General features: G+C 40.8%; 14 protein-coding genes and 5 tRNA genes. All 19 read left to right on the top strand.

Annotation, left to right across the window (positions count from 1 at the left end; genetic code table 11):
- The first annotated feature begins 1 nt into the window (after position 1).
- Positions 2–2131: a type II secretion system secretin GspD gene (gspD, locus tag QSG86_RS03340; protein WP_410487509.1), complete on the top strand. Its 2130-nt coding sequence runs from the start codon at positions 2–4 to the stop codon at positions 2129–2131.
- Positions 2132–2235: 104 nt separating this feature from the next.
- Positions 2236–2952 carry an FHA domain-containing protein gene (locus QSG86_RS03335; RefSeq protein WP_317030196.1) on the top strand — a complete coding sequence of 239 codons (717 nt, stop codon included), beginning with the start codon at positions 2236–2238 and terminating at the stop codon, positions 2950–2952.
- 56 nt (positions 2953–3008) lie between these two features.
- Positions 3009–3686, top strand: coding sequence for a phosphoglycolate phosphatase (locus tag QSG86_RS03330; RefSeq protein ID WP_317030195.1), 678 nt, complete (start codon positions 3009–3011; stop codon positions 3684–3686).
- A 109-nt stretch (positions 3687–3795) separates the two neighbouring features.
- On the top strand, positions 3796–5289 hold the full coding sequence (trpE, locus tag QSG86_RS03325) for an anthranilate synthase component I (RefSeq protein ID WP_317030194.1): 1494 nt from the start codon (positions 3796–3798) through the stop codon (positions 5287–5289).
- A gap of 98 nt (positions 5290–5387) precedes the next feature.
- Positions 5388–5463, top strand: a tRNA-Thr gene (locus tag QSG86_RS03320).
- A gap of 55 nt (positions 5464–5518) precedes the next feature.
- A tRNA-Tyr gene (locus QSG86_RS03315) sits at positions 5519–5602 on the top strand.
- 39 nt (positions 5603–5641) lie between these two features.
- Positions 5642–5717: transfer RNA gene (locus QSG86_RS03310), tRNA-Gly, on the top strand.
- A 16-nt stretch (positions 5718–5733) separates the two neighbouring features.
- Positions 5734–5808: transfer RNA gene (locus QSG86_RS03305), tRNA-Thr, on the top strand.
- A gap of 151 nt (positions 5809–5959) precedes the next feature.
- On the top strand, positions 5960–7150 hold the full coding sequence (gene tuf / locus QSG86_RS03300) for an elongation factor Tu (RefSeq protein ID WP_317030193.1): 1191 nt from the start codon (positions 5960–5962) through the stop codon (positions 7148–7150).
- 54 nt (positions 7151–7204) lie between these two features.
- Positions 7205–7280 (top strand) — tRNA-Trp (locus QSG86_RS03295).
- Positions 7281–7353: 73 nt separating this feature from the next.
- Positions 7354–7794 (top strand): preprotein translocase subunit SecE, encoded by a 441-nt coding sequence (gene secE / locus QSG86_RS03290; protein ID WP_317030192.1) that lies wholly within the window; start codon positions 7354–7356, stop codon positions 7792–7794.
- A 7-nt stretch (positions 7795–7801) separates the two neighbouring features.
- Positions 7802–8335, top strand: coding sequence for a transcription termination/antitermination protein NusG (nusG, locus tag QSG86_RS03285; RefSeq protein ID WP_317030191.1), 534 nt, complete (start codon positions 7802–7804; stop codon positions 8333–8335).
- A 112-nt stretch (positions 8336–8447) separates the two neighbouring features.
- Entirely contained in the window at positions 8448–8876 is a 429-nt protein-coding gene (gene rplK, locus QSG86_RS03280) for a 50S ribosomal protein L11 (protein ID WP_004813566.1), read from the top strand.
- 3 nt (positions 8877–8879) lie between these two features.
- Positions 8880–9575: a 50S ribosomal protein L1 gene (rplA, locus tag QSG86_RS03275; RefSeq protein WP_317030190.1), complete on the top strand. Its 696-nt coding sequence runs from the start codon at positions 8880–8882 to the stop codon at positions 9573–9575.
- A 302-nt stretch (positions 9576–9877) separates the two neighbouring features.
- Positions 9878–10384, top strand: coding sequence for a 50S ribosomal protein L10 (gene rplJ, locus QSG86_RS03270; protein ID WP_317030189.1), 507 nt, complete (start codon positions 9878–9880; stop codon positions 10382–10384).
- 48 nt (positions 10385–10432) lie between these two features.
- Positions 10433–10804 carry a 50S ribosomal protein L7/L12 gene (gene rplL, locus QSG86_RS03265; protein WP_004975779.1) on the top strand — a complete coding sequence of 124 codons (372 nt, stop codon included), beginning with the start codon at positions 10433–10435 and terminating at the stop codon, positions 10802–10804.
- A 308-nt stretch (positions 10805–11112) separates the two neighbouring features.
- Positions 11113–15201: a DNA-directed RNA polymerase subunit beta gene (rpoB, locus tag QSG86_RS03260; RefSeq protein WP_317030188.1), complete on the top strand. Its 4089-nt coding sequence runs from the start codon at positions 11113–11115 to the stop codon at positions 15199–15201.
- A 161-nt stretch (positions 15202–15362) separates the two neighbouring features.
- Positions 15363–19565 (top strand): DNA-directed RNA polymerase subunit beta', encoded by a 4203-nt coding sequence (gene rpoC / locus QSG86_RS03255; RefSeq protein WP_317030187.1) that lies wholly within the window; start codon positions 15363–15365, stop codon positions 19563–19565.
- A 157-nt stretch (positions 19566–19722) separates the two neighbouring features.
- Positions 19723–20628, top strand: a complete 906-nt coding sequence (truB, locus tag QSG86_RS03250) for a tRNA pseudouridine(55) synthase TruB (protein ID WP_317032656.1) — start codon at positions 19723–19725, stop codon at positions 20626–20628.
- The last annotated feature ends 23 nt before the right edge of the window (positions 20629–20651 follow it).

Below are 20651 nucleotides of genomic sequence, written 5' to 3'. Positions count from 1 at the left end.
AATGGTATTGGCGAGTTCAGCAACATTGGCGCAAACTTGGAAAATTAATTTGCGTGATGCAGATTTAACGGCTTTTATTAATGAGGTTGCTGATATTACAGGAAAAAACTTTGCAGTTGATCCCCGTGTAAGAGGGAATGTAACGGTTATTTCCAATAAACCTTTAAATAAAGCTGAAGTCTATGATCTTTTTTTAGGTGTTTTAAATGTGAATGGTATTGTGGCCATTCCTTCTGGCAATACCATTAAAATTACACCGGATAGTTTGGTTAAAAATTCGGCCGTGCCTTTTGATATTCGACAAAATATTAAAGGCGAACAATTTGTGACGCGCGTAATTTGGTTAGACAATACCAATGCACAAGACTTAATTCCAGCCTTGCGTCCTTTAATGCCACAGTATGCCCATATTTCTGCAGTTGCGGGAACCAATGCAATTATTGTTTCTGATCGTGCGAGTAATATTAATCAGTTAGAACATATTATTCGTAATCTAGATGGAACAGGGCAAAATGATATTGAAGCTGTTTCACTACGATTTAGCCAAGCGGTAGAAATGATTGGTTTACTCGAAGCGATGAGTGGTACAGGGACATCTAAAGATGTACTGGGATCTCGGGTACGCATTGTGGCAGAAAGCCGAACCAATCGTATTATCATTAAAGGTGATCCAGCGACCAGAAAACGTATTGGTCAGATGATTAAAACATTGGATGTGCCTTCTGCAGAACGTCTAGATGGCCTTAAAGTTTTTCGTCTAAAATATGCCAGTGCACAGGATTTGGCGAAAATTTTACAAGGTTTAGTTTCAGGTAAGAGCGATGATAGTCGTTCAACGACGACAAAAACTTCAGAAAAAAATCCGATTCAAAGTATCGTTTCAGGTGATAATCAAGCACTTTCAGCGACAGCATCTAATCAAGGCGTTGCACTCAATTCAGATTTTTCGACACAGCAGAAAAATGATATTCATAGTTTTAGTGCCAATGGTGTCAGTATTATTGCAGATAGTGCACAAAATGCTTTGGTGGTTAAAGCTGATCCACAATTGATGCGTGAAATTGAATCTGCGATTCAGCAGTTAGATATTCGGCGTCAACAAGTGTTAATTGAGGCTGCCATTGTGGAGATTACCGGCAACGATGCAGATCAACTGGGCGTACAATGGGCATTGGGTGATTTAAGTCATGGTATTGGCTTGGTCAGTTTTGATAACGTTGGGAGCAGTTTAACTCAGTTGGCATCTGGATATTTAACAGGTGGTGCTGCAGGTCTGGGCAGCGCTGCTGCAGGTATGACGGGTTCTAATTTATTATTGGGCACATCAAAAGAAACAGCGGATGGATCAAGACAAATCTATGGTGCATTAATTCAGGCTTTAAAAAAGAACAGTAAATCAAATTTATTGTCGACGCCTTCGATTGTGACGATGGATAATGAAGAGGCTTATATTGTGGTGGGACAAAATGTGCCTTTTGTTACTGGCTCTGTCTCAACACAAGGTGGCACAGCCAACCCTTATACATCTATTGAGCGTAAGGATGTCGGGGTGACGTTAAAGGTTGTACCACATATCGGTGAGGGTGGTTCTATTCGATTGCAAGTTGCACAAGAAGTTTCAGCAGTAGAAGATAAAGGTCAAGCTTCTGATTTGGTAACCAGTAAACGTGCGATTAAAACGTCAATTCTTGCAGAACATGGTCAAACGATTGTATTAGGGGGATTAATTTCAGATAACTCGATCCACAGCCGACAAGCGATACCCGGCTTGGGTGAACTCCCTTTTATTGGTCGTTTATTTCGTGCAGATGCTAAGAAAAATGAAAAAAGAAATTTAGTGGTATTTATACATCCGACCATTATCGGCGATGGGCAGAGTGTTCAGCAATTATCCCAACAACGTTATCAACAACTATATAGCTTGCAATTGGCTTTAGATAAAGATGGCTCATTTGCCAAGTTGCCTGAAAATGTGACTGATATTTATCAGCAGCGTATTCCTGTAAGTTCATCGACAGTGAAGCCGACGACACAATTTCAAACTTTGCCATCCGGTGGGACAACAGCAATCACCACTCCCTCAGGCATTAAAACACCCGTGACTATCACACCAGTTGCTGGTGAGGGGTAAGTGATGATTTCAATCAGCATCATTTCAGGCTTTGATTTGATGAGAATCTCAAATTATTCTTGGTCATGTTATGATGGTCAAACATCATATTAGAGAGCTTTTTTATGACTTGGACACTACAAGCCATTACGGATGAATTAGCTGGGCAACAGATCTTGATTCAGCATGATATGTTAGTTGGAAGACATCAGAGTGCTGATTTAATTTTGCAATCTGCTGAAATTTCACGTAAACATGCAGCATTGTTACTCAAAGATGACGTTTTATCTGTACAGGACTTAGGTTCTTCTAACGGTACTTTTGTCAATGATCAGCGCATCAATACTGAAACCATCTTAAATCATGGTGATATGGTTCAGTTTGCAAGTCTAAAATTCTCTGTATTATCGAATGTGAATCCGCAGCAGGAAGCTGCCGTGGCTGAGCAGCTTGTGACTGCTGAGGTTGCATCACCACCATCTTCAGTTGATGTGGTGGCAGTTGTCCAGCCAGAAGATCAAGCAACATCAGTGATCGAGAAAAATCCAGCTCAGCAAATGAATGATCAAGGTATGCCTGAATTAAAAGAGCGTGATCACTCGGTACAACTTAATCGTGATGGTATGCCACAAGGTGTTGCTGTACCAAAACCAGCACCTATTCCAGAAGGTATCGATATTCATGCTGTTCCCTCTGTAGCGGAACCAGCAGCAGTTGAACCTGTTGCAGATCATGCAGAACAACAACAAAAAGAAGTGCAAAAAAATGCCTCTATTGGCTTGATTAGTCTTGTTGTTCTGATTATTGTGGCGATTATTGCTTGGGTATTATTTCAGCAATAAAACTTAAGAATCTTTAAAGGCATGCAATGGCATGCCTTTTCTTTATGGAAATATATATGTCTATTGCTCAGTTAGATACACGTCAAGTGATTTTATTTGATTTGGATGGAACCCTAGTTGATTCAGCGTCTGATTTATATCGAGCGATGAATATGAGCTTGAAAATTTTGCAACTTCCGTGTGTAACAGAACAACAGGTTCGTAACTGGGTTGGCAAGGGCAGTGCTATTTTCTGTCATAGTGTACTGGAGTATTTAACTGGACAAGTAGATTTGCTTCAGCATCAGCGACTCTTGGAAACATTTCTAACGGTCTATAATGCTGAGCCATGTGTAACGACACAACCTTTTGCGGGGGTTGTTGAATTTTTGATATGGGCGAAAATGCATCATAAAACGTTGGTTTGTGTAACCAATAAGCCTGAAATACCTGCGAAAGCAATTCTGGAAACCTTAAAATTAGATCATTATTTTGATGATGTCATTGGTGGGGATCGTTTTGAACAAAGAAAGCCTCATCCACGTCAATTGCTCTACTGTATTGAACATTATGGGCTACAACCACAGCAACTGTTAATGATTGGTGATTCAAGTAATGATGTTGAGGCTGCTCGTCGTGCTGGCATTGATTGTATTGTTGTGAGCTATGGGTATAATCATGGTGAAAATATTTTAGATTGTCAGCCACAACAAGTGGTAGAAAATTTAACAATGTTAGTAAAATCAAAAAGCTGAGTGAAGGAATATTGTAATGCGTCAGTGTGTGGTTTTTCGATGGCGAAGCTCAATTTAAATATCGATACAAGTCAAACCTTATATTTAAATACATTTAGAGTACATCACTATGACCACACTAGCTCAATTTTCAGCACTTAAAGCACAGGGTTATAATCTGATTCCTGTTTATCGTCGTCGTTTAGCGGATACAGAAACACCGCTTTCAGTATTTGCACGACTCAAGCAACATCAACAAGCCTATTTGTTTGAGTCAGTCGAGGGTGGAGAAAACTGGGCACGATTTTCAATTATTGGTTTGGGTGAGTCGACCGTTTTTTCTTGTAATGCAGGCGTATTGACCATACAGCAAAGTAATGGCGAAGTTCAGCAGCAAGCGTGTTTAGATCCATTTCAATTTATTCGTGACTTTCAAGCACAGTTTAATGTTCCAACCCAACAAGATTTACCTGAGTTACCGAGCTTTACTGGTGGTTTGGTGGGTTATTTTGGTTATGATGCTGTTCGTTATATTGAGCCAAAACTGAATAATGCTCCTGAGGCAGATCCTGTAGGATTGCCTGATATTTGGATGATGCTATCTAAAACAGTGATTGTTTTTGATAATTTAAAAGATACTTTATTCTTAGTTGTACATGCAGATGTTAGTCATCCAGAGGCATATGCTGCTGCACAGCAGCAACTGGATGCCCTAGAAGCCTTGTTGGCAACACCAGTTGATTTACAGGCCAAACCTCATACTGCGCCCCATTTTGAATCGTTGACAGGCAAAGATAAGTATCTTGAGTCGATTGAAACTGTTAAAGCGTATATCCGTGCTGGTGATGTGATGCAGGTGGTGCCTGGACATCGTATGGTATCTGATTTTGATGGTGAACCTTTGCAAGTCTATCGTGCTTTACGTCATCTAAATCCATCACCTTATTTATTTTTGGTGCAAGGACGGACGTTAGATCATCAACAGCCGTTTCATATTGTGGGTTCATCTCCGGAAATTTTATCTCGTTTAGAGCAAGGTATTGCGACAGTACGCCCATTGGCTGGGACACGGCCACGTGGTAAAACCAAAGAAGAAGATTTGGCACTTGAGCGGGATTTACTTTCGGATGAAAAAGAAATTGCCGAACATTTAATGTTAATTGATCTTGGTCGTAATGATATTGGACGAGTCTCAAAAATTGGTAAAGTTCAGGTCACAGATCAAATGGTAATCGAACGTTATTCGCATGTGATGCATATTGTGTCTAATGTGCAAGGAGAGGTGCGTGATGATGTTGATGCTTTAGATGTTTTTAAAGCCACTTTTCCTGCTGGTACACTTTCAGGTGCACCTAAAATACGTGCAATGGAGATTATTGATGAGGTTGAACCTGTAAAACGTGGTGTTTTTGGCGGGGCAGTGGGATATTTAGGCTGGCATGGTGAAATGGATATGTCGATTGCGATTCGTACCTGTGTTATTTGTCAAAATAAAGTCTTTGTTCAGGCAGGAGCGGGTCTAGTTGCAGATTCAGATCCCGAATCTGAATGGAATGAAACGCAAATAAAAGCTCGCGCAGTGATCAAAGCGGTTGAATTATCATCAAATGGATTGATTTTATAAGTTTTTTGCACTTTTTTTAAAAAAAACACTTGCAAGTATTCTAAGTTTTGCTAAACTGCACACCGTTCCGATACGAAACGTACGAAACACTAAGAAACGCCGGCATAGCTCAGTTGGTAGAGCAACTGACTTGTAATCAGTAGGTCCACAGTTCGAATCCGTGTGCCGGCACCATCTTAGGTAGTTTAAAACGTAAAGTAAAGAACGGCACTGAAAGTAAGTGTAAAATGGTGAGATTCCCGAGCGGTCAAAGGGAACAGACTGTAACTCTGTCGCGTAAGCTTCGAAGGTTCGAATCCTTCTCTCACCACCAATTTTAATACTTCAATAAGTGGTTTTGTACCAACACCGTGCGGGAGTAGCTCAGTTGGTAGAGCGGTAGCCTTCCAAGCTACATGTCGCGAGTTCGACCCTCGTCTCCCGCTCCATTGAAGCATTAGTTTTGCTCTTATAGCTCAGTGGTAGAGCACTCCCTTGGTAAGGGAGAGGTCTCGAGTTCAAATCTCGATAAGAGCTCCAGATTACAATTTAGCAACTTGATTGCACAAGATTTCCAAGAAGCAGGCTTATTAGTCTGCTTTTCGAGTATTAGGCGTCCATTTTTTTGGATAATATGTCGAGGCTGAGTTTGCTCAGGTATTGTGTTCGACGTAAACGAGGAAGGTGAAACATGGCTAAGGCTAAGTTTGAACGTAATAAGCCACACGTTAACGTGGGCACAATTGGTCACGTTGACCATGGTAAAACAACTTTAACAGCTGCGATTGCAACTGTTTGTGCAAAAAAATTCGGCGGTGAAGCAAAAGATTACGCTGCAATTGACTCTGCTCCAGAAGAAAAAGCACGTGGTATTACCATTAATACTTCACACGTAGAATATGACTCTCCAATCCGTCACTACGCGCACGTAGACTGCCCAGGACACGCCGATTATGTTAAAAACATGATTACTGGTGCTGCGCAAATGGATGGTGCGATCCTTGTATGTGCTGCGACTGATGGTCCAATGCCACAAACTCGTGAACACATCCTACTTTCTCGCCAAGTAGGTGTACCATACATCGTTGTATTCTTAAACAAATGCGACCTTGTTGATGACGAAGAATTACTTGAATTAGTAGAAATGGAAGTACGTGAACTTCTTTCTACTTATGACTTCCCAGGTGATGACACTCCAGTAATCCGTGGTTCTGCACTTGCTGCACTTAACGGTGAAGCGGGTCAGTATGGCGAAGATGCAGTAGTTGCACTTGTTGAAGCACTTGACTCTTACATCCCAGAGCCAGAGCGTGCAATTGACCTTCCATTCTTAATGCCAATTGAAGATGTATTCTCAATTTCTGGTCGTGGTACAGTAGTTACTGGTCGTGTAGAAACTGGTATCGTTAAAGTTGGCGAAGAAGTTGAAATCGTTGGTATTAAAGATACAGTTAAAACAACTGTAACTGGCGTTGAAATGTTCCGTAAACTTCTTGACGAAGGCCGTGCAGGTGAGAACTGTGGTATTCTTCTACGTGGTACTAAGCGTGAAGACGTACAACGTGGTCAAGTACTTGCAAAACCAGGTACAATCAAGCCGCACACTAAATTTGATGCAGAAGTATACGTACTTTCTAAAGAAGAAGGTGGTCGTCATACTCCATTCCTTAACGGTTACCGTCCACAGTTCTACTTCCGTACAACTGACGTAACTGGCGCGATCTCACTTAAAGATGGCGTTGAAATGGTTATGCCTGGTGACAACGTTGAAATGTCAGTAGAATTAATCCACCCAATCGCAATGGACGCAGGCTTACGTTTTGCGATCCGTGAAGGTGGTCGTACAGTAGGTGCTGGTGTAGTTGCTAAAGTAATTGCATAAGCTGTAAAATGCGTTAGAATTAAAATCGGAAGCCAAGGTTTCCGATTTCTTTATAGGTCAGTAGTTCAATTGGTAGAGCGTCGGTCTCCAAAACCGAATGTTGGGGGTTCGAGTCCCTCCTGGCCTGCCACTTTTTTTAAAAAAACTTGATGCTGGCTAAATTGGTCATATAATAAGTCGCGAGTTCTACGACGAGTACAAAAATGTCGAATGATAAATCGCGCGACGCATTAGGCGACGCGCCAATTCCTCAAAGAAATAATTCAGCTGAAGTTGCTAATTCTAGTTCTCCACTTGACTATGTTCTGTGGATTATTGCCTTGATTTTATTGGCGGGAACAATCTATGTCAGTCAAAATTTGGCTGCACACTGGGCTCCTGCAAATGATATTTGGGTCAGAGTAGCGATAATTTTGGCTTGTATCGTTGTTGCTTTAGGTTTATTATACGCCACCCATCAAGGTAAAAGCTTTGTGCGTTTACTCAAAGATTCGCGTATTGAATTGCGTCGAGTGACCTGGCCAACAAAGCAAGAGACAGTGTCCACATCTTGGCATGTTCTTGTGGTGGTGGTAATTGCATCCTTGGTGTTGTGGTGCTTTGACTCGATTTTAGGCTGGGCAATTAAGTTAATTATCGGATAGAAGAGCTATGAAACGTTGGTACATTATTCATGCCTATTCTGGTTATGAAAAACAAGTGATGCGTTCGCTTAATGATCGAATCCAGCGTAGCGCTGTTGCCGATAGCTTTGGTGAAGTTCTTGTTCCTACCGAAGAAGTGGTAGAAATGAAGGATGGTAAAAAGCGTAAATCAGAACGTAAATTCTTTCCTGGCTATGTATTGGTTGAAATGGAAATGAATGATGACACTTGGCATATTGTCAAAGAATGTCCAAAAGTTCTTGGTTTTATTGGTGGTACCGCAGAAAAACCTGCCCCAATTACGCAAAAAGAAGCAGATGCAATTCTGGCACGTGTCCATAATAAGGGTGAAGCACCTCGTCCGAAGACGATGTTTGAACCTGGGGAAGAATTACTGGTAATTGACGGTCCATTCACAGACTTTAAAGGTGTGGTGGAAGAAGTTCAATACGAAAAATCGCGTTTAACGCTCACGATTAATGTATTTAATCGACCAACTCAAGTTGAATTGGAATTTCGTCAAGTCGAAAAAACAATTTAAAGAGTGGGTTGAAAACACTGTTGTTTATTGTAAGCATCAGTTCATGTTGTAACAGTAGCGTTACTTAAAAAATGGGGAGCCTAACGGCGCTTGTACCCAGAGGTAATTTTAAATGGCTAAGAAGATTGACGGCTATATCAAGCTGCAAGTTCCAGCTGGTAAAGCAAATCCATCTCCACCGATCGGTCCTGCACTTGGTCAACGTGGTGTAAACATCATGGCATTCTGTAAAGAATTCAATGCTGCTACACAAAAACTTGAAGCAGGCTTGCCAATTCCTGTTGTGATTACTGTGTACAACGATAAGTCGTTCACATTTATCATGAAAACTCCACCTGCTGCGATTCTTCTTAAGAAAGCTGCTGGTATCCAAAAGGGTTCTGCTGTACCAAACAAAACTAAAGTTGGTAAGTTGACTCGTGCTCAGTTAGAAGAAATTGCGACTACTAAAGAACCAGATTTAACTGGTGCTGACTTAGACGCTCGTGTACGTACCATTGCTGGTTCTGCGCGTTCTATGGGCTTGGAAGTGGAGCTTTAAGACATGGCTAAATTAACTAAACGTCAAAAAGCGATTGCTGCTGCAGTTGAAGCGCAAAAAGTCTATACGCTAGAAGAAGCGGTTGCAGTTTTATCAAGTCTTCCTGCGCCTAAATTTAAAGAATCTATGGATATCGCGGTAAACCTTGGTGTTGATCCGCGTAAATCTGATCAAGTGGTTCGTGGTGCAACAACATTGCCAGCAGGTACAGGTAAAACTGTACGTGTTGCTGTATTTGCACAAGGTGCTGCTGCTGAAGCTGCTAAAGCTGAAGGCGCAGATGTTGTTGGTTTTGATGATCTTGCAGAAAGCATCCAAGCTGGTAACTTAGACTTTGATGTTGTGATTGCTGCTCCAGACGCAATGCGTGTTGTTGGTAAGCTTGGTACAATTCTTGGTCCACGTGGCTTAATGCCAAACCCTAAAGTGGGTACAGTAACTCCTGATGTAGCTGCAGCAGTTAAAAATGCAAAAGCTGGTCAAGCGCGTTACCGTGTAGACAAAGCAGGTATCATCCATGCTTCAATTGGTCAAGTTGGTTTTTCTGCTGAAGCTGTTCGTTCGAACGTTGAAGCATTAGTTGCTGACTTAAAACGCTTGAAGCCTGCAACATCGAAAGGTGTATACATTAAAAAGATTACGTTAAGTTCAACTATGGGTCCTGGCCTTATCGTTGACGTAGCGAATGTCTCTAAATAAGTCTGTATAGACCAATAGAATTTTAAAGCCCTGAGTTGTTTTTGCACCATGGTGTGCAAAGACATGTAAAAGATTGCAATCAATTAATTACAAACTTAGGCAAACTTTGAATTGATAAATATTGATTTATCAGCGTCAAAGACCTCAGGCGAGGGGAGTTTTATGCTTCGCTCTTAATGTACTGTCCTGAGTAGACGCGGTGGTGTGATTTGTTCATCCTCCGCGTGTTAATTCAGCGATGAATTAACGAATTGGGAGTGTACTGCTTTAAGGTACATAAATCACCGTTAGGAGGTTTTACAATGGCTCTTCTTATCGAAGGCAAAAAACAGATCGTAGCAGAAGTAGCGGAAGTTGCTTCTACAGCGTTTGCTGCTGTTGTTGCTGACTATCAAGGTTTGACTGTTGAGCAGTTAACTGCTCTTCGTGTTGAAGCGCGTAAACTTGGTGTTCATACACGTATTGTACGTAACACTTTGGCTAAACGTGCACTTCAAGATACGCAATTTACGATCTTGAATGACCACCTTGTTGGTCCAACAATTTTGGCTTTCTCAACTTCTGAAGATGATATGGGCGCTGCTGCGCGTTTATTTGAAGAATTTGCGAAAACTCATAAAGTATTTGAACTAAAAGCAGCTGCATTTGATGGTCAGCTTTATCAAGGTGCTGAAGTCAGCGTTATCGCGAATCTTCCAAACCAAGAAAAAGCGCTTACTATGCTTGCAAACGTTCTTCAAGCTCCTATTTCGAAATTGGGTCGCCTTATTACAGCACTCAAAGAGAAAAACGAGTCAGAAGCAGCATAAGCTTAAATCTATTTTCACACCATTCAATTTCCATTTGGAGTTATTCTCATGGCTTTAACAAACGAAGAAATCTTAAACGCAGTTGCTGAAAAAACTGTTCTTGAACTTGTTGAACTTATTTCTGCATTCGAAGAAAAATTCAACGTTTCTGCTGCTGCTGTAGCTGTTGCTGCTGCTCCTGGCGCTGGCGCTGCTGCTGCTGAAGAACAATCAGAATTCAATGTTGAATTGACTTCTTTTGGTGCAAACAAAGTTGCAGTAATTAAAGCAGTTCGTGAAGCAACTGGTCTTGGTCTTAAAGAAGCTAAAGACATCGTTGAAGGCGCTCCTTCAGTGATTAAAGAAGCTGTTTCTAAAGAAGAAGGCGAAGAACTTAAGAAGAAACTTGAAGAAGCTGGTGCTACAGTTACACTTAAGTAATCTTAAGCGGAGTCGATTTTTTTATTATCGACTCCAAAAAATGGCTGATGGCTCTTGGGTCATCAGCCTTTTTGCGTTACAATAATCGGCTCGATTTTTACTTAAGTGGTTTAAAAAACCATCAAATTAAAAATATTTTTATTTTTCAAATGTTTACCAATATTTTTTCATATTTGAAAATATTGTTAAGCGTTTTAATACCACTATAAATTGCAGCATTTGTAAAAGTGGTGGCCATATCGGCCTGCGTAATTCCTTCTAAGCCCGTTCTGCAGGCGGGCTTGGTTTACACTTTCCGAGGACTCCAGATGGCATACTCATATACCGAAAAGAAACGGATCCGTAAGAATTTTGGTAAATTGCCTAGCGTGATGGATGTTCCGTACTTGCTTTCGATTCAAGTCGATTCGTACAGAACATTTTTACAAGATGGCAAATCACCAAAAAACCGCGAAGATATCGGTCTCCAAGCCGCATTTCGTTCAGTTTTTCCTATTGAAAGTTATTCTGGAAATGCTGCTTTAGAATTTGTTGAGTATAGTCTTGGTAAGCCTGAGTTTGACGTTCGCGAATGTATTCTTCGCGGTTCAACTTATGCTGCACCAATGCGTGTAAAAATTCGTTTGATCTTAAAAGATCGCGAAACGAAAACCATTAAAGATGTACGTGAACAAGAAGTCTACATGGGCGAAATGCCATTAATGACGGATAATGGTACCTTTGTTATCAATGGTACTGAACGTGTGATTGTTTCACAATTACACCGTTCTCCAGGCGTATTCTTTGACCATGATAAAGGTAAAACACATTCAAGTGGTAAAGTACTTTATTCAGCACGTATTATCCCTTACCGTGGTTCATGGTTAGATTTTGAGTTTGATGCCAAAGATTTAGTTTATGTACGTATTGACCGTCGTCGTAAATTATTGGCAACTGTGATTCTTCGTGCCTTAGATTATACAGATGAGCAAATTTTGAATTTGTTCTATGAAAAAGTACCTGTATATCTTGATATGGGCAGTTATCAAATTGACCTTGTGCCTGAACGTTTACGTGGCGAAATGGCGCAATTCGATATTACCGATAATGATGGTAAGGTGATTGTTGAACAAGGTAAGCGTATCAACGCGCGCCATGTACGTCAAATGGAAGCTGCTGGATTAAGTAAACTTTCAGTACCTGATGAATATTTGTATGAGCGTATTATTGCTGAAAATATCACGTTAAGAGATGGTGATGTACTTCCAGCAAATACTGTATTAACGCATGAAATCATGGTGAAATTGGCAGAAGGTGGTGTTAAACAATTTAACATTCTCTTTACCAATGATATCGATCGTGGTTCATTCGTTGCAGATTCATTACGTGCAGATACAACCACAGGCCGTGAAGAAGCACTGGTTGAAATTTATAAAGTTATGCGTCCAGGCGAACCGCCAACAAAAGAAGCCGCTGAAAACTTATTTAATAACTTATTCTTCTCTTCAGAGCGTTATGACTTATCTCCAGTAGGTCGTATGAAGTTTAACCGTCGTTTGGGTCGTCCTTACGAAGTGGGTACAGATCAAAAATCTCGCGAAGTTGAAGGTATTTTATCGAATGACGATATCATCGATGTCTTAAAAACATTGGTTGAAATTCGTAACGGTAAAGGTGAAGTCGATGATATCGATCACTTGGGTAACCGTCGTGTTCGTTCAGTTGGTGAAATGACTGAAAACCAATTCCGTGTTGGTTTAGTTCGTGTAGAGCGTGCAGTTAAAGAGCGTTTATCACAAGCTGAAACAGATAACTTGTCTCCACAAGATTTAATCAATGCCAAGCCAGTTGCTGCTGCGATTAAAGAATTCTTTGGTTCAAGCCAATTGTCTCAGTTTATGGATCAAAACAATCCATTGTCTGAAATCACGCATAAACGTCGTGTATCAGCGCTTGGTCCTGGTGGTTTAACACGTGAACGTGCAGGCTTTGAGGTACGTGACGTACATCAAACTCACTATGGTCGTGTATGTCCAATTGAAACACCTGAAGGTCCAAACATTGGTTTGATCAACTCATTGTCTGTGTATGCAAAAGCGAATAACTTTGGTTTCTTGGAAACACCATACCGCAAAGTTGTTGATGGCCGTGTAACAGATGATGTTGAGTATTTATCTGCAATTGAAGAAGTGGGTACTGTGATCGCACAGGCCGATTCTGCTGTAGATCAAGATGGTCACTTAACTGAAGAAGTGGTATCTGTTCGTCATCAAGGCGAATTTGTACGCATGCCACCAGAAAAAGTGACCCATATGGATGTTTCTGCACAGCAGGTTGTTTCTGTTGCTGCATCATTAATTCCATTCCTTGAACACGATGATGCTAACCGTGCATTGATGGGTTCAAACATGCAGCGTCAGGCTGTTCCAACGCTGATTGCCGATAAACCACTTGTGGGTACCGGTATGGAAGCGAACGTAGCGCATGACTCTGGTGTGTGTGTCATTGCTAAGCGTGGTGGTCGTATTGAATATGTTGATGCGTCACGTGTCGTGATTCGTGTCAATGAAGACGAAATGATCGCAGGTGAAGCGGGCGTAGATATTTATAACTTAATCAAATATACACGTTCTAACCAAAACACCTGTATTAACCAAAAAGTATTGGTCAATCTAGGTGATAAAGTTGGTCGTGGTGATGTGTTAGCTGATGGTCCATCGACAGATGGCGGTGAGTTAGCATTGGGTCAAAACATGCGTGTCGCATTTATGACTTGGAATGGTTATAACTACGAAGACTCAATTTTATTATCTGAGCGCGTTTTACAAGAAGATCGTTTAACTTCAATTCACATTCAAGAATTATCATGTGTTGCACGTGATACTAAATTGGGTGCGGAAGAAATTACTGCCGATATTCCGAACGTAGGTGAAGCTGCATTATCAAAACTGGATGAGTCTGGTATTGTTTATATTGGTGCAGAAGTAACTGCTGGCGATATTTTGGTAGGTAAAGTTACACCAAAAGGTGAAACACAATTAACACCAGAAGAAAAACTGCTTCGTGCAATTTTTGGTGAAAAAGCAGCTGATGTTAAAGATTCTTCTTTACGTGTATCTTCAGGTGTTAAAGGTACTGTCATTGACGTACAAGTGTTTACACGTGATGGTCTTGAAAAAGATGAGCGTGCTCAAGCGATTGAGAAAGCACAATTAGATGCTTACCGTAAAGATTTGAAAGAAGAATTCAAGATCTTTGAAGAAGCAGCACGTGAACGTATTATTCGTCTACTACAAGGCCAAGAGTCAAATGGTGGCGGTACAACAAAACGCGGTGATAAACTTTCAGAAGATGTATTGTCTGGTTTAGCATTAGTTGATTTACTTGAAATTCAACCAAGTGATGAAGGTATTGCGGAACGTTTAACTCAAATTCAAGCTTTCTTAAAAGAGAAGAGCTTTGAAATTGATGAAAAATTTGCTGAGAAAAAACGCAAACTTTCTACTGGTGATGAGTTAACAACAGGTGTTTTAAAAGTTGTTAAGGTTTATCTAGCGGTTAAACGTCGTATTCAACCGGGTGATAAGATGGCGGGTCGTCACGGTAACAAAGGTGTTGTGTCTAACATCTTACCTGTTGAAGATATGCCGCATGATGCCAATGGTATTCCTGTAGATGTGGTATTAAACCCTCTTGGTGTACCATCACGTATGAACGTGGGTCAGATTCTAGAAACGCATTTAGGTATGGCTGCAAAAGGTCTTGGTGATCAAATCGACAAGATGATGAAAGAGCAGCGTACAATCATCGAGTTGCGTGATTTCTTAGACAAAATCTATAACAAAGTTGGTGGCGAACAAGAAGATCTTGATAGCTTAACTGATGAAGAAATTTTAGTATTGTCTGGCAATCTACGTAAAGGTGTACCGATTGCAACACCAGTATTTGATGGTGCTGAAGAATCACAAATTAAAGAATTGTTAGAGCTTGGTGGTCTATCACGTACTGGTCAAACTGTACTTTATGATGGTCGTACCGGTGAACGTTTCGATCGTCCAGTTACTGTAGGTTATATGTATATGCTGAAACTCAACCACTTGGTTGATGATAAAATGCATGCACGTTCTACAGGTTCTTATTCATTAGTGACTCAACAACCATTGGGTGGTAAAGCTCAATTTGGTGGTCAGCGTTTTGGTGAGATGGAAGTATGGGCACTTGAGGCATATGGTGCAGCATATACATTACAAGAAATGTTGACTGTGAAATCGGATGACGTCGAAGGTCGTACCCGTATCTATAAGAATATTGTAGATGGTAACCATTATATGGACCCAGGTATGCCTGAATCGTTCAACGTATTGACCAAAGAGATCCGTTCTTTAGGTATCAACATTGAACTGAAAAATGGTGACTAAGTAACCTAAATCCTCCTCGTCCTTGTTTATATTAAGCCTTGTGTGTATTCACCCAAGGCTTAGTGCTCAGCAAGCTAAGAAGTGAGGGGGTATTCAGTTAGAAAACAATATTTGTGACCCAGTCGGCAAGTGAAAAACTTACCGACACACGGAGAAAAAAATTGAAAGACTTGCTCGATATCATGCGCAAAAAGACGGATTCAGACGGTCATGCTCCTGTAGAGTTTGATCGCATCCGCATTGGTCTTGCGTCACCAGAAATGATTAAGTCGTGGTCTCATGGTGAAGTTAAAAAACCAGAAACCATTAACTATCGTACGTTTAAGCCTGAACGTGATGGTTTATTCTGTGCCAAAATTTTTGGTCCAGTAAAAGATTATGAATGCTTGTGTGGTAAATACAAGCGAATGAAATATAAAGGCGTCATTTGTGAAAAATGTGGCGTTGAAGTAACCACTGCCAAAGTTCGTCGTGAACGTATGGGGCACATTGAACTTGCTTCTCCAGTTGCACATATTTGGTTCTTGAAATCATTACCAAGCCGTATCGGTTTATTGCTCGATATGACGCTACGTGATATTGAACGTGTATTGTATTTTGAATCTTATGTGGTTACCGATCCAGGTATGACGCCATTTGAGAAATATCAACTTCTGAATGACGAAGAATACTTTAATGCATTAGAAGAGCACGGTGATGAATTCACTGCGAAAATGGGTGCAGAAGCTGTTCAAGATTTGTTAAAAGATATTGATCTTGAAAACGAAATTTCACGTTTACGTGAAGAAATTCCAAATACAACTTCAGAAACGAAGCTGAAAAAAGCATCGAAACGTTTGAAGTTAATGGAAGCGTTTAAAGAATCAAATAACAAACCTGAATGGATGGTGATGAATGTACTTCCAGTACTTCCACCAGATTTACGTCCATTGGTACCACTTGAAGGTGGTCGTTTTGCGACTTCTGACTTAAACGATCTTTACCGTCGTGTAATCAACCGTAACAACCGTTTAAAACGTCTACTTGATCTTGCAGCACCAGATATTATTGTACGTAATGAAAAACGTATGCTACAAGAATCTGTAGATGCTTTACTTGATAATGGTCGTCGTGGTCGTGCAATTACAGGTTCGAATAAACGTCCATTGAAATCTTTGGCAGATATGATCAAAGGTAAACAAGGTCGTTTCCGTCAAAACTTGTTGGGTAAACGTGTCGATTATTCTGGTCGTTCGGTGATTACCGTAGGTCCAAATTTACGTTTACATCAATGTGGTTTACCGAAAAAAATGGCACTGGAACTGTTCAAGCCATTTATTTTTGCGAAATTACAAGCATCAGGTCAAGCAACCACCATTAAAGCTGCGAAAAAAATGGTTGAGCGCGAAACCCCTGAGGTTTGGGATGTTTTAGCATCTGTGATTCGTCAACATCCAGTGATGTTAAACCGTGCGCCAACACTTCACCGTCTAGGTCTTCAAGCATTTGAACCGATTCTGATTGAAGGTAAAGCGATTCGTTTACACCCACTCGTTTGTGCTGCGTTTAACGCCGACTTCGATGGTGACCAAATGGCGGTACACGTACCATTAACACTTGAAGCGCAATTAGAAGCGCGTGCGTTAATGATGTCGACCAATAACATTTTGTCTCCTGCCAATGGTGAGCCGATCATCGTACCTTCTCAGGACGTGGTCTTGGGTCTTTACTACATCACACGTGATGCAGTAAATGCGAAGGGCGAAGGCATGGTCTTTGCGGATACGCATGAAGTTAACCGCGCACTTGCAACAGGTCAAGTTGATTTACATGCGCGTGTCAAAGCACGTGTACATCAAACTGTGATTAATGATGATGGTGAGCGTGAGCAACAAACGATTATTGTGGATACCACACCAGGTCGTTGTTTACTTTGGGAAGTTGTACCTGAAGGTATGGATTTCCAGCAAATTAATGTTGAGATGACCAAGAAAAACATCTCTAAATTGATTAACTCTTGCTATCGTAAATTGGGTTTAAAAGATACTGTTATCTTTGCTGACCAATTGATGTATCTTGGCTTCCGTCAAGCGACACGTTCAGGTGTATCGGTTGGTATGGAAGATATGTTGATTCCACCAACTAAAGAAGTAATTATCGAAAAAGCAGAAACTGAAGTTCGTGAAATTGAACAACAGTTTGAGCAAGGTTTCGTAACTGCTGGTGAACGTTATAACAAAGTGGTCGATATTTGGGCACGTACTAACGACCAAGTTGCTAAAGCGATGATGGATAACTTGTCATTTACCACGGTGAAAAATAAACAGGGTGAAGACGAGAAGCAAAAATCATTTAACTCGATTTATATGATGTCTGACTCGGGTGCCCGTGGTTCGGCAGCACAGATTCGTCAGTTGGCTGGTATGCGTGGTTTGATGGCGAAACCAGATGGTTCGATCATTGAAACACCAATTAAGGCAAACTTCCGTGAAGGTTTGACCGTACTTCAGTACTTTATTTCAACACATGGTGCACGTAAAGGTTTGGCCGATACTGCATTAAAAACAGCAAACTCAGGTTACTTAACACGTCGTTTAGTCGATGTGGCTCAAGATTTGGTGATTACTGAGCCAGATTGTGGCACTTTAGGTGGTTTGGTGATGACACCATTCATCCAAGGTGGCGATATCATCGAGAACTTGGGTACACGTGTCCTTGGTCGTGTGGTTGCTGAAGATGTGAAGAGAGCAGGTTCAGATGAAATCATTCTGCCACGTAATACTTTAATTGATGAAAAATTAGCAGCTTATTTAGAAGAAGCTGGTGTTGATGAAGTTAAAGTACGTTCAGTTGTAGCATGTGAATCTACTTTTGGCGTGTGTGCGAAATGTTATGGTCGTGACTTAGCCCGTGGTCATTTGGTGAACCCAGGTGAATCTGTTGGGGTTATGGCTGCACAGTCGATTGGTGAGCCTGGTACACAGTTAACCATGCGTACATTCCACGTCGGTGGTGCTGCGAGCCGAACTTCTGCTGCCAATAGTGTGCAAGTCCGTAATAAAGGTACAGTACGTTTCCATAATGTGAAAACAGTACAGCATGCTAAAGGTCATTTGGTTTCAGTTTCCCGTTCAGGTGAAATTGGTATTGCAGATGATTTAGGTCGTGAGCGTGAACGTTATAAATTGCCTTATGGTGCATCAATCTTATTAAAAGATGGTGAATCTGTTGAAGCTGGCGGTATTGTCGCAACTTGGGATCCGCATACACATCCATTGGTGACTGAGGTTGCCGGTAAAGTACGCTTTAGCCAAATTGCTGATGGCGTGACTGCAACATCGAAAACTGATGATGCAACAGGGATGACTACGGTAGAAATTTTACCAGTGACGTCTCGTCCTGCATCTGGTAAAGATTTACGTCCTGCGGTTGTACTGGATACAGTCGATGGTGATGAACAGTTCTACTTCTTACCACAAAATACCATTCTTACTGTTCGTGACGGTGAAACGATTGGTGTGGGTGATGTTATTGGTCGTGTACCGCAAGAATCTTCACGTACCCGTGATATTACCGGTGGTTTACCACGTGTTGCCGATTTATTTGAAGCGCGTAAACCAAAAGAGCATGCGATTTTGGCAGAAATTTCAGGTATCGTGAGCTTTGGTAAAGAAACAAAAGGTAAAAACCGTTTGGTCATTACACCAGATGATGGCTCTGAAATTTACGAAGAATTGATTCCAAAATGGCGTCAAATCAACGTGTTTGAGGGTGAGCATGTGAACCGTGGTGAAACCATTTCTGATGGTCCACAAAATCCACATGACATCTTACGCTTGAAAGGTGAAGTTGCATTGACGAATTACATCGTGAATGAAGTTCAAGATGTTTACCGTCTGCAAGGTGTAAAAATTAACGATAAGCATATTGAAGTCATTGTACGTCAAATGTTGCGTAAAGTTGATATTACTGATGGTGGTGATTCAAGCTTTATCAAAGGTGAGCAAGTGGACTACATTCGTGTGGTTCAAGAGAACCAAGCATTATTGGCTCAAAACAAGTTCCCTGCGAAATTTGAACGTCAATTAATGGGTATTACCAAAGCATCGCTTTCAACAGACTCATTTATTTCAGCTGCATCGTTCCAAGAAACAACACGTGTATTAACTGAAGCTGCTGTAACAGGCAAAGAAGATGATTTACGTGGCTTAAAAGAGAACGTGGTTGTTGGTCGTTTAATTCCAGCAGGTACAGGTCTTGCTTATCATTTAGAGCGTCGTCGTCAAGAAGCAGAAGCTGCAGAGCTTGAGCTACAAAATGATTTCTCTGATGTTGATCAAGCATTAAGCCAAGCATTTAACGAAGAATTTAACAACGGTCTATAAGATCGGTTTAAATCAAATAAAGAGACGCCTTAGGGCGTCTTTTTTTATATGGTGGATCAGTCTAGCGATAACATAGCCAAACAACTCGATTCATAGGTTGTAAAAGTTCTTGGCAGATTGATACCATGGCATGGTCCAAAATTTGAATATTCTTGTTATGAAAGTATCTTCGTCAAAAATACAACGTCGTCCTATTAGTGGGGTTTTTTTACTCAATAAACCTTTGGGAATTAGTTCAAATGCTGCCTTACAAAAAGTACGTTGGCTTTTTCGTGCGCAAAAAGCAGGACATACTGGTGCACTTGATCCACTTGCATCAGGCTTATTACCGATTTGTTTAGGTGAGGCAACTAAGTTTTCTCATTTTCTTTTGGATTCGACGAAGCGTTATCAAACCACAATTTATTTAGGACATAGTACGACGACAGGTGATACCGAAGGTGAAATTCTGTTGGAAAAACCAATTGCTGAACTCAATGAAGCTCAGATTAACAATGTATTACAGCAATTTATTGGCGATATTCAACAAGTCCCTCCCATGTATTCTGCCTTAAAAAAACAAGGGCGTCCTTTATATGAATTGGCGAGACAAGGTATTGAAATAGAAAGAGAAGCACGTCCAATTACTATTTACGCCATTGAGTTGCTCTCGTTTACTGCCAACAGTATTGACTTGGACGTGACTTGTTCTAAGGGAACTTATATTCGAGTGTTAGGGGAGGATATTGCCAAAGCTTTAAATAGTTATGGCCATCTAACCTATTTAAAACGAACACAGACAGGACATTTCCATTTAATTCCTGAATATACCATTGAGTATTTAGAAAGTTTAACCGAACAGCAGCGTGAAGCATTATTGCTCAGTGTCTATTCGCCGATTGCACATTTTCCTCAGATACAAGTACCTGAAGGACGTGCTGAATATTTTAGTCGTGGTATGGAAAGTAATATTGATCATGCAGCTGAAACACAAGTTTTAGTTTTTGATGGTGAGCGCTGCTTAGGTTTGGCTGAAATTACTGAGCAGAAAAGACTCGTTCCTAAACGTGTGCTTAATCTCTAATATTTTTACTTTTTATAAACAAG

The organism is Acinetobacter sp. SAAs474 (assembly GCF_032823475.1).
Taxonomy (GTDB): domain Bacteria; phylum Pseudomonadota; class Gammaproteobacteria; order Pseudomonadales; family Moraxellaceae; genus Acinetobacter.
This window is presented reverse-complemented; position numbering and strand designations above follow the sequence as displayed.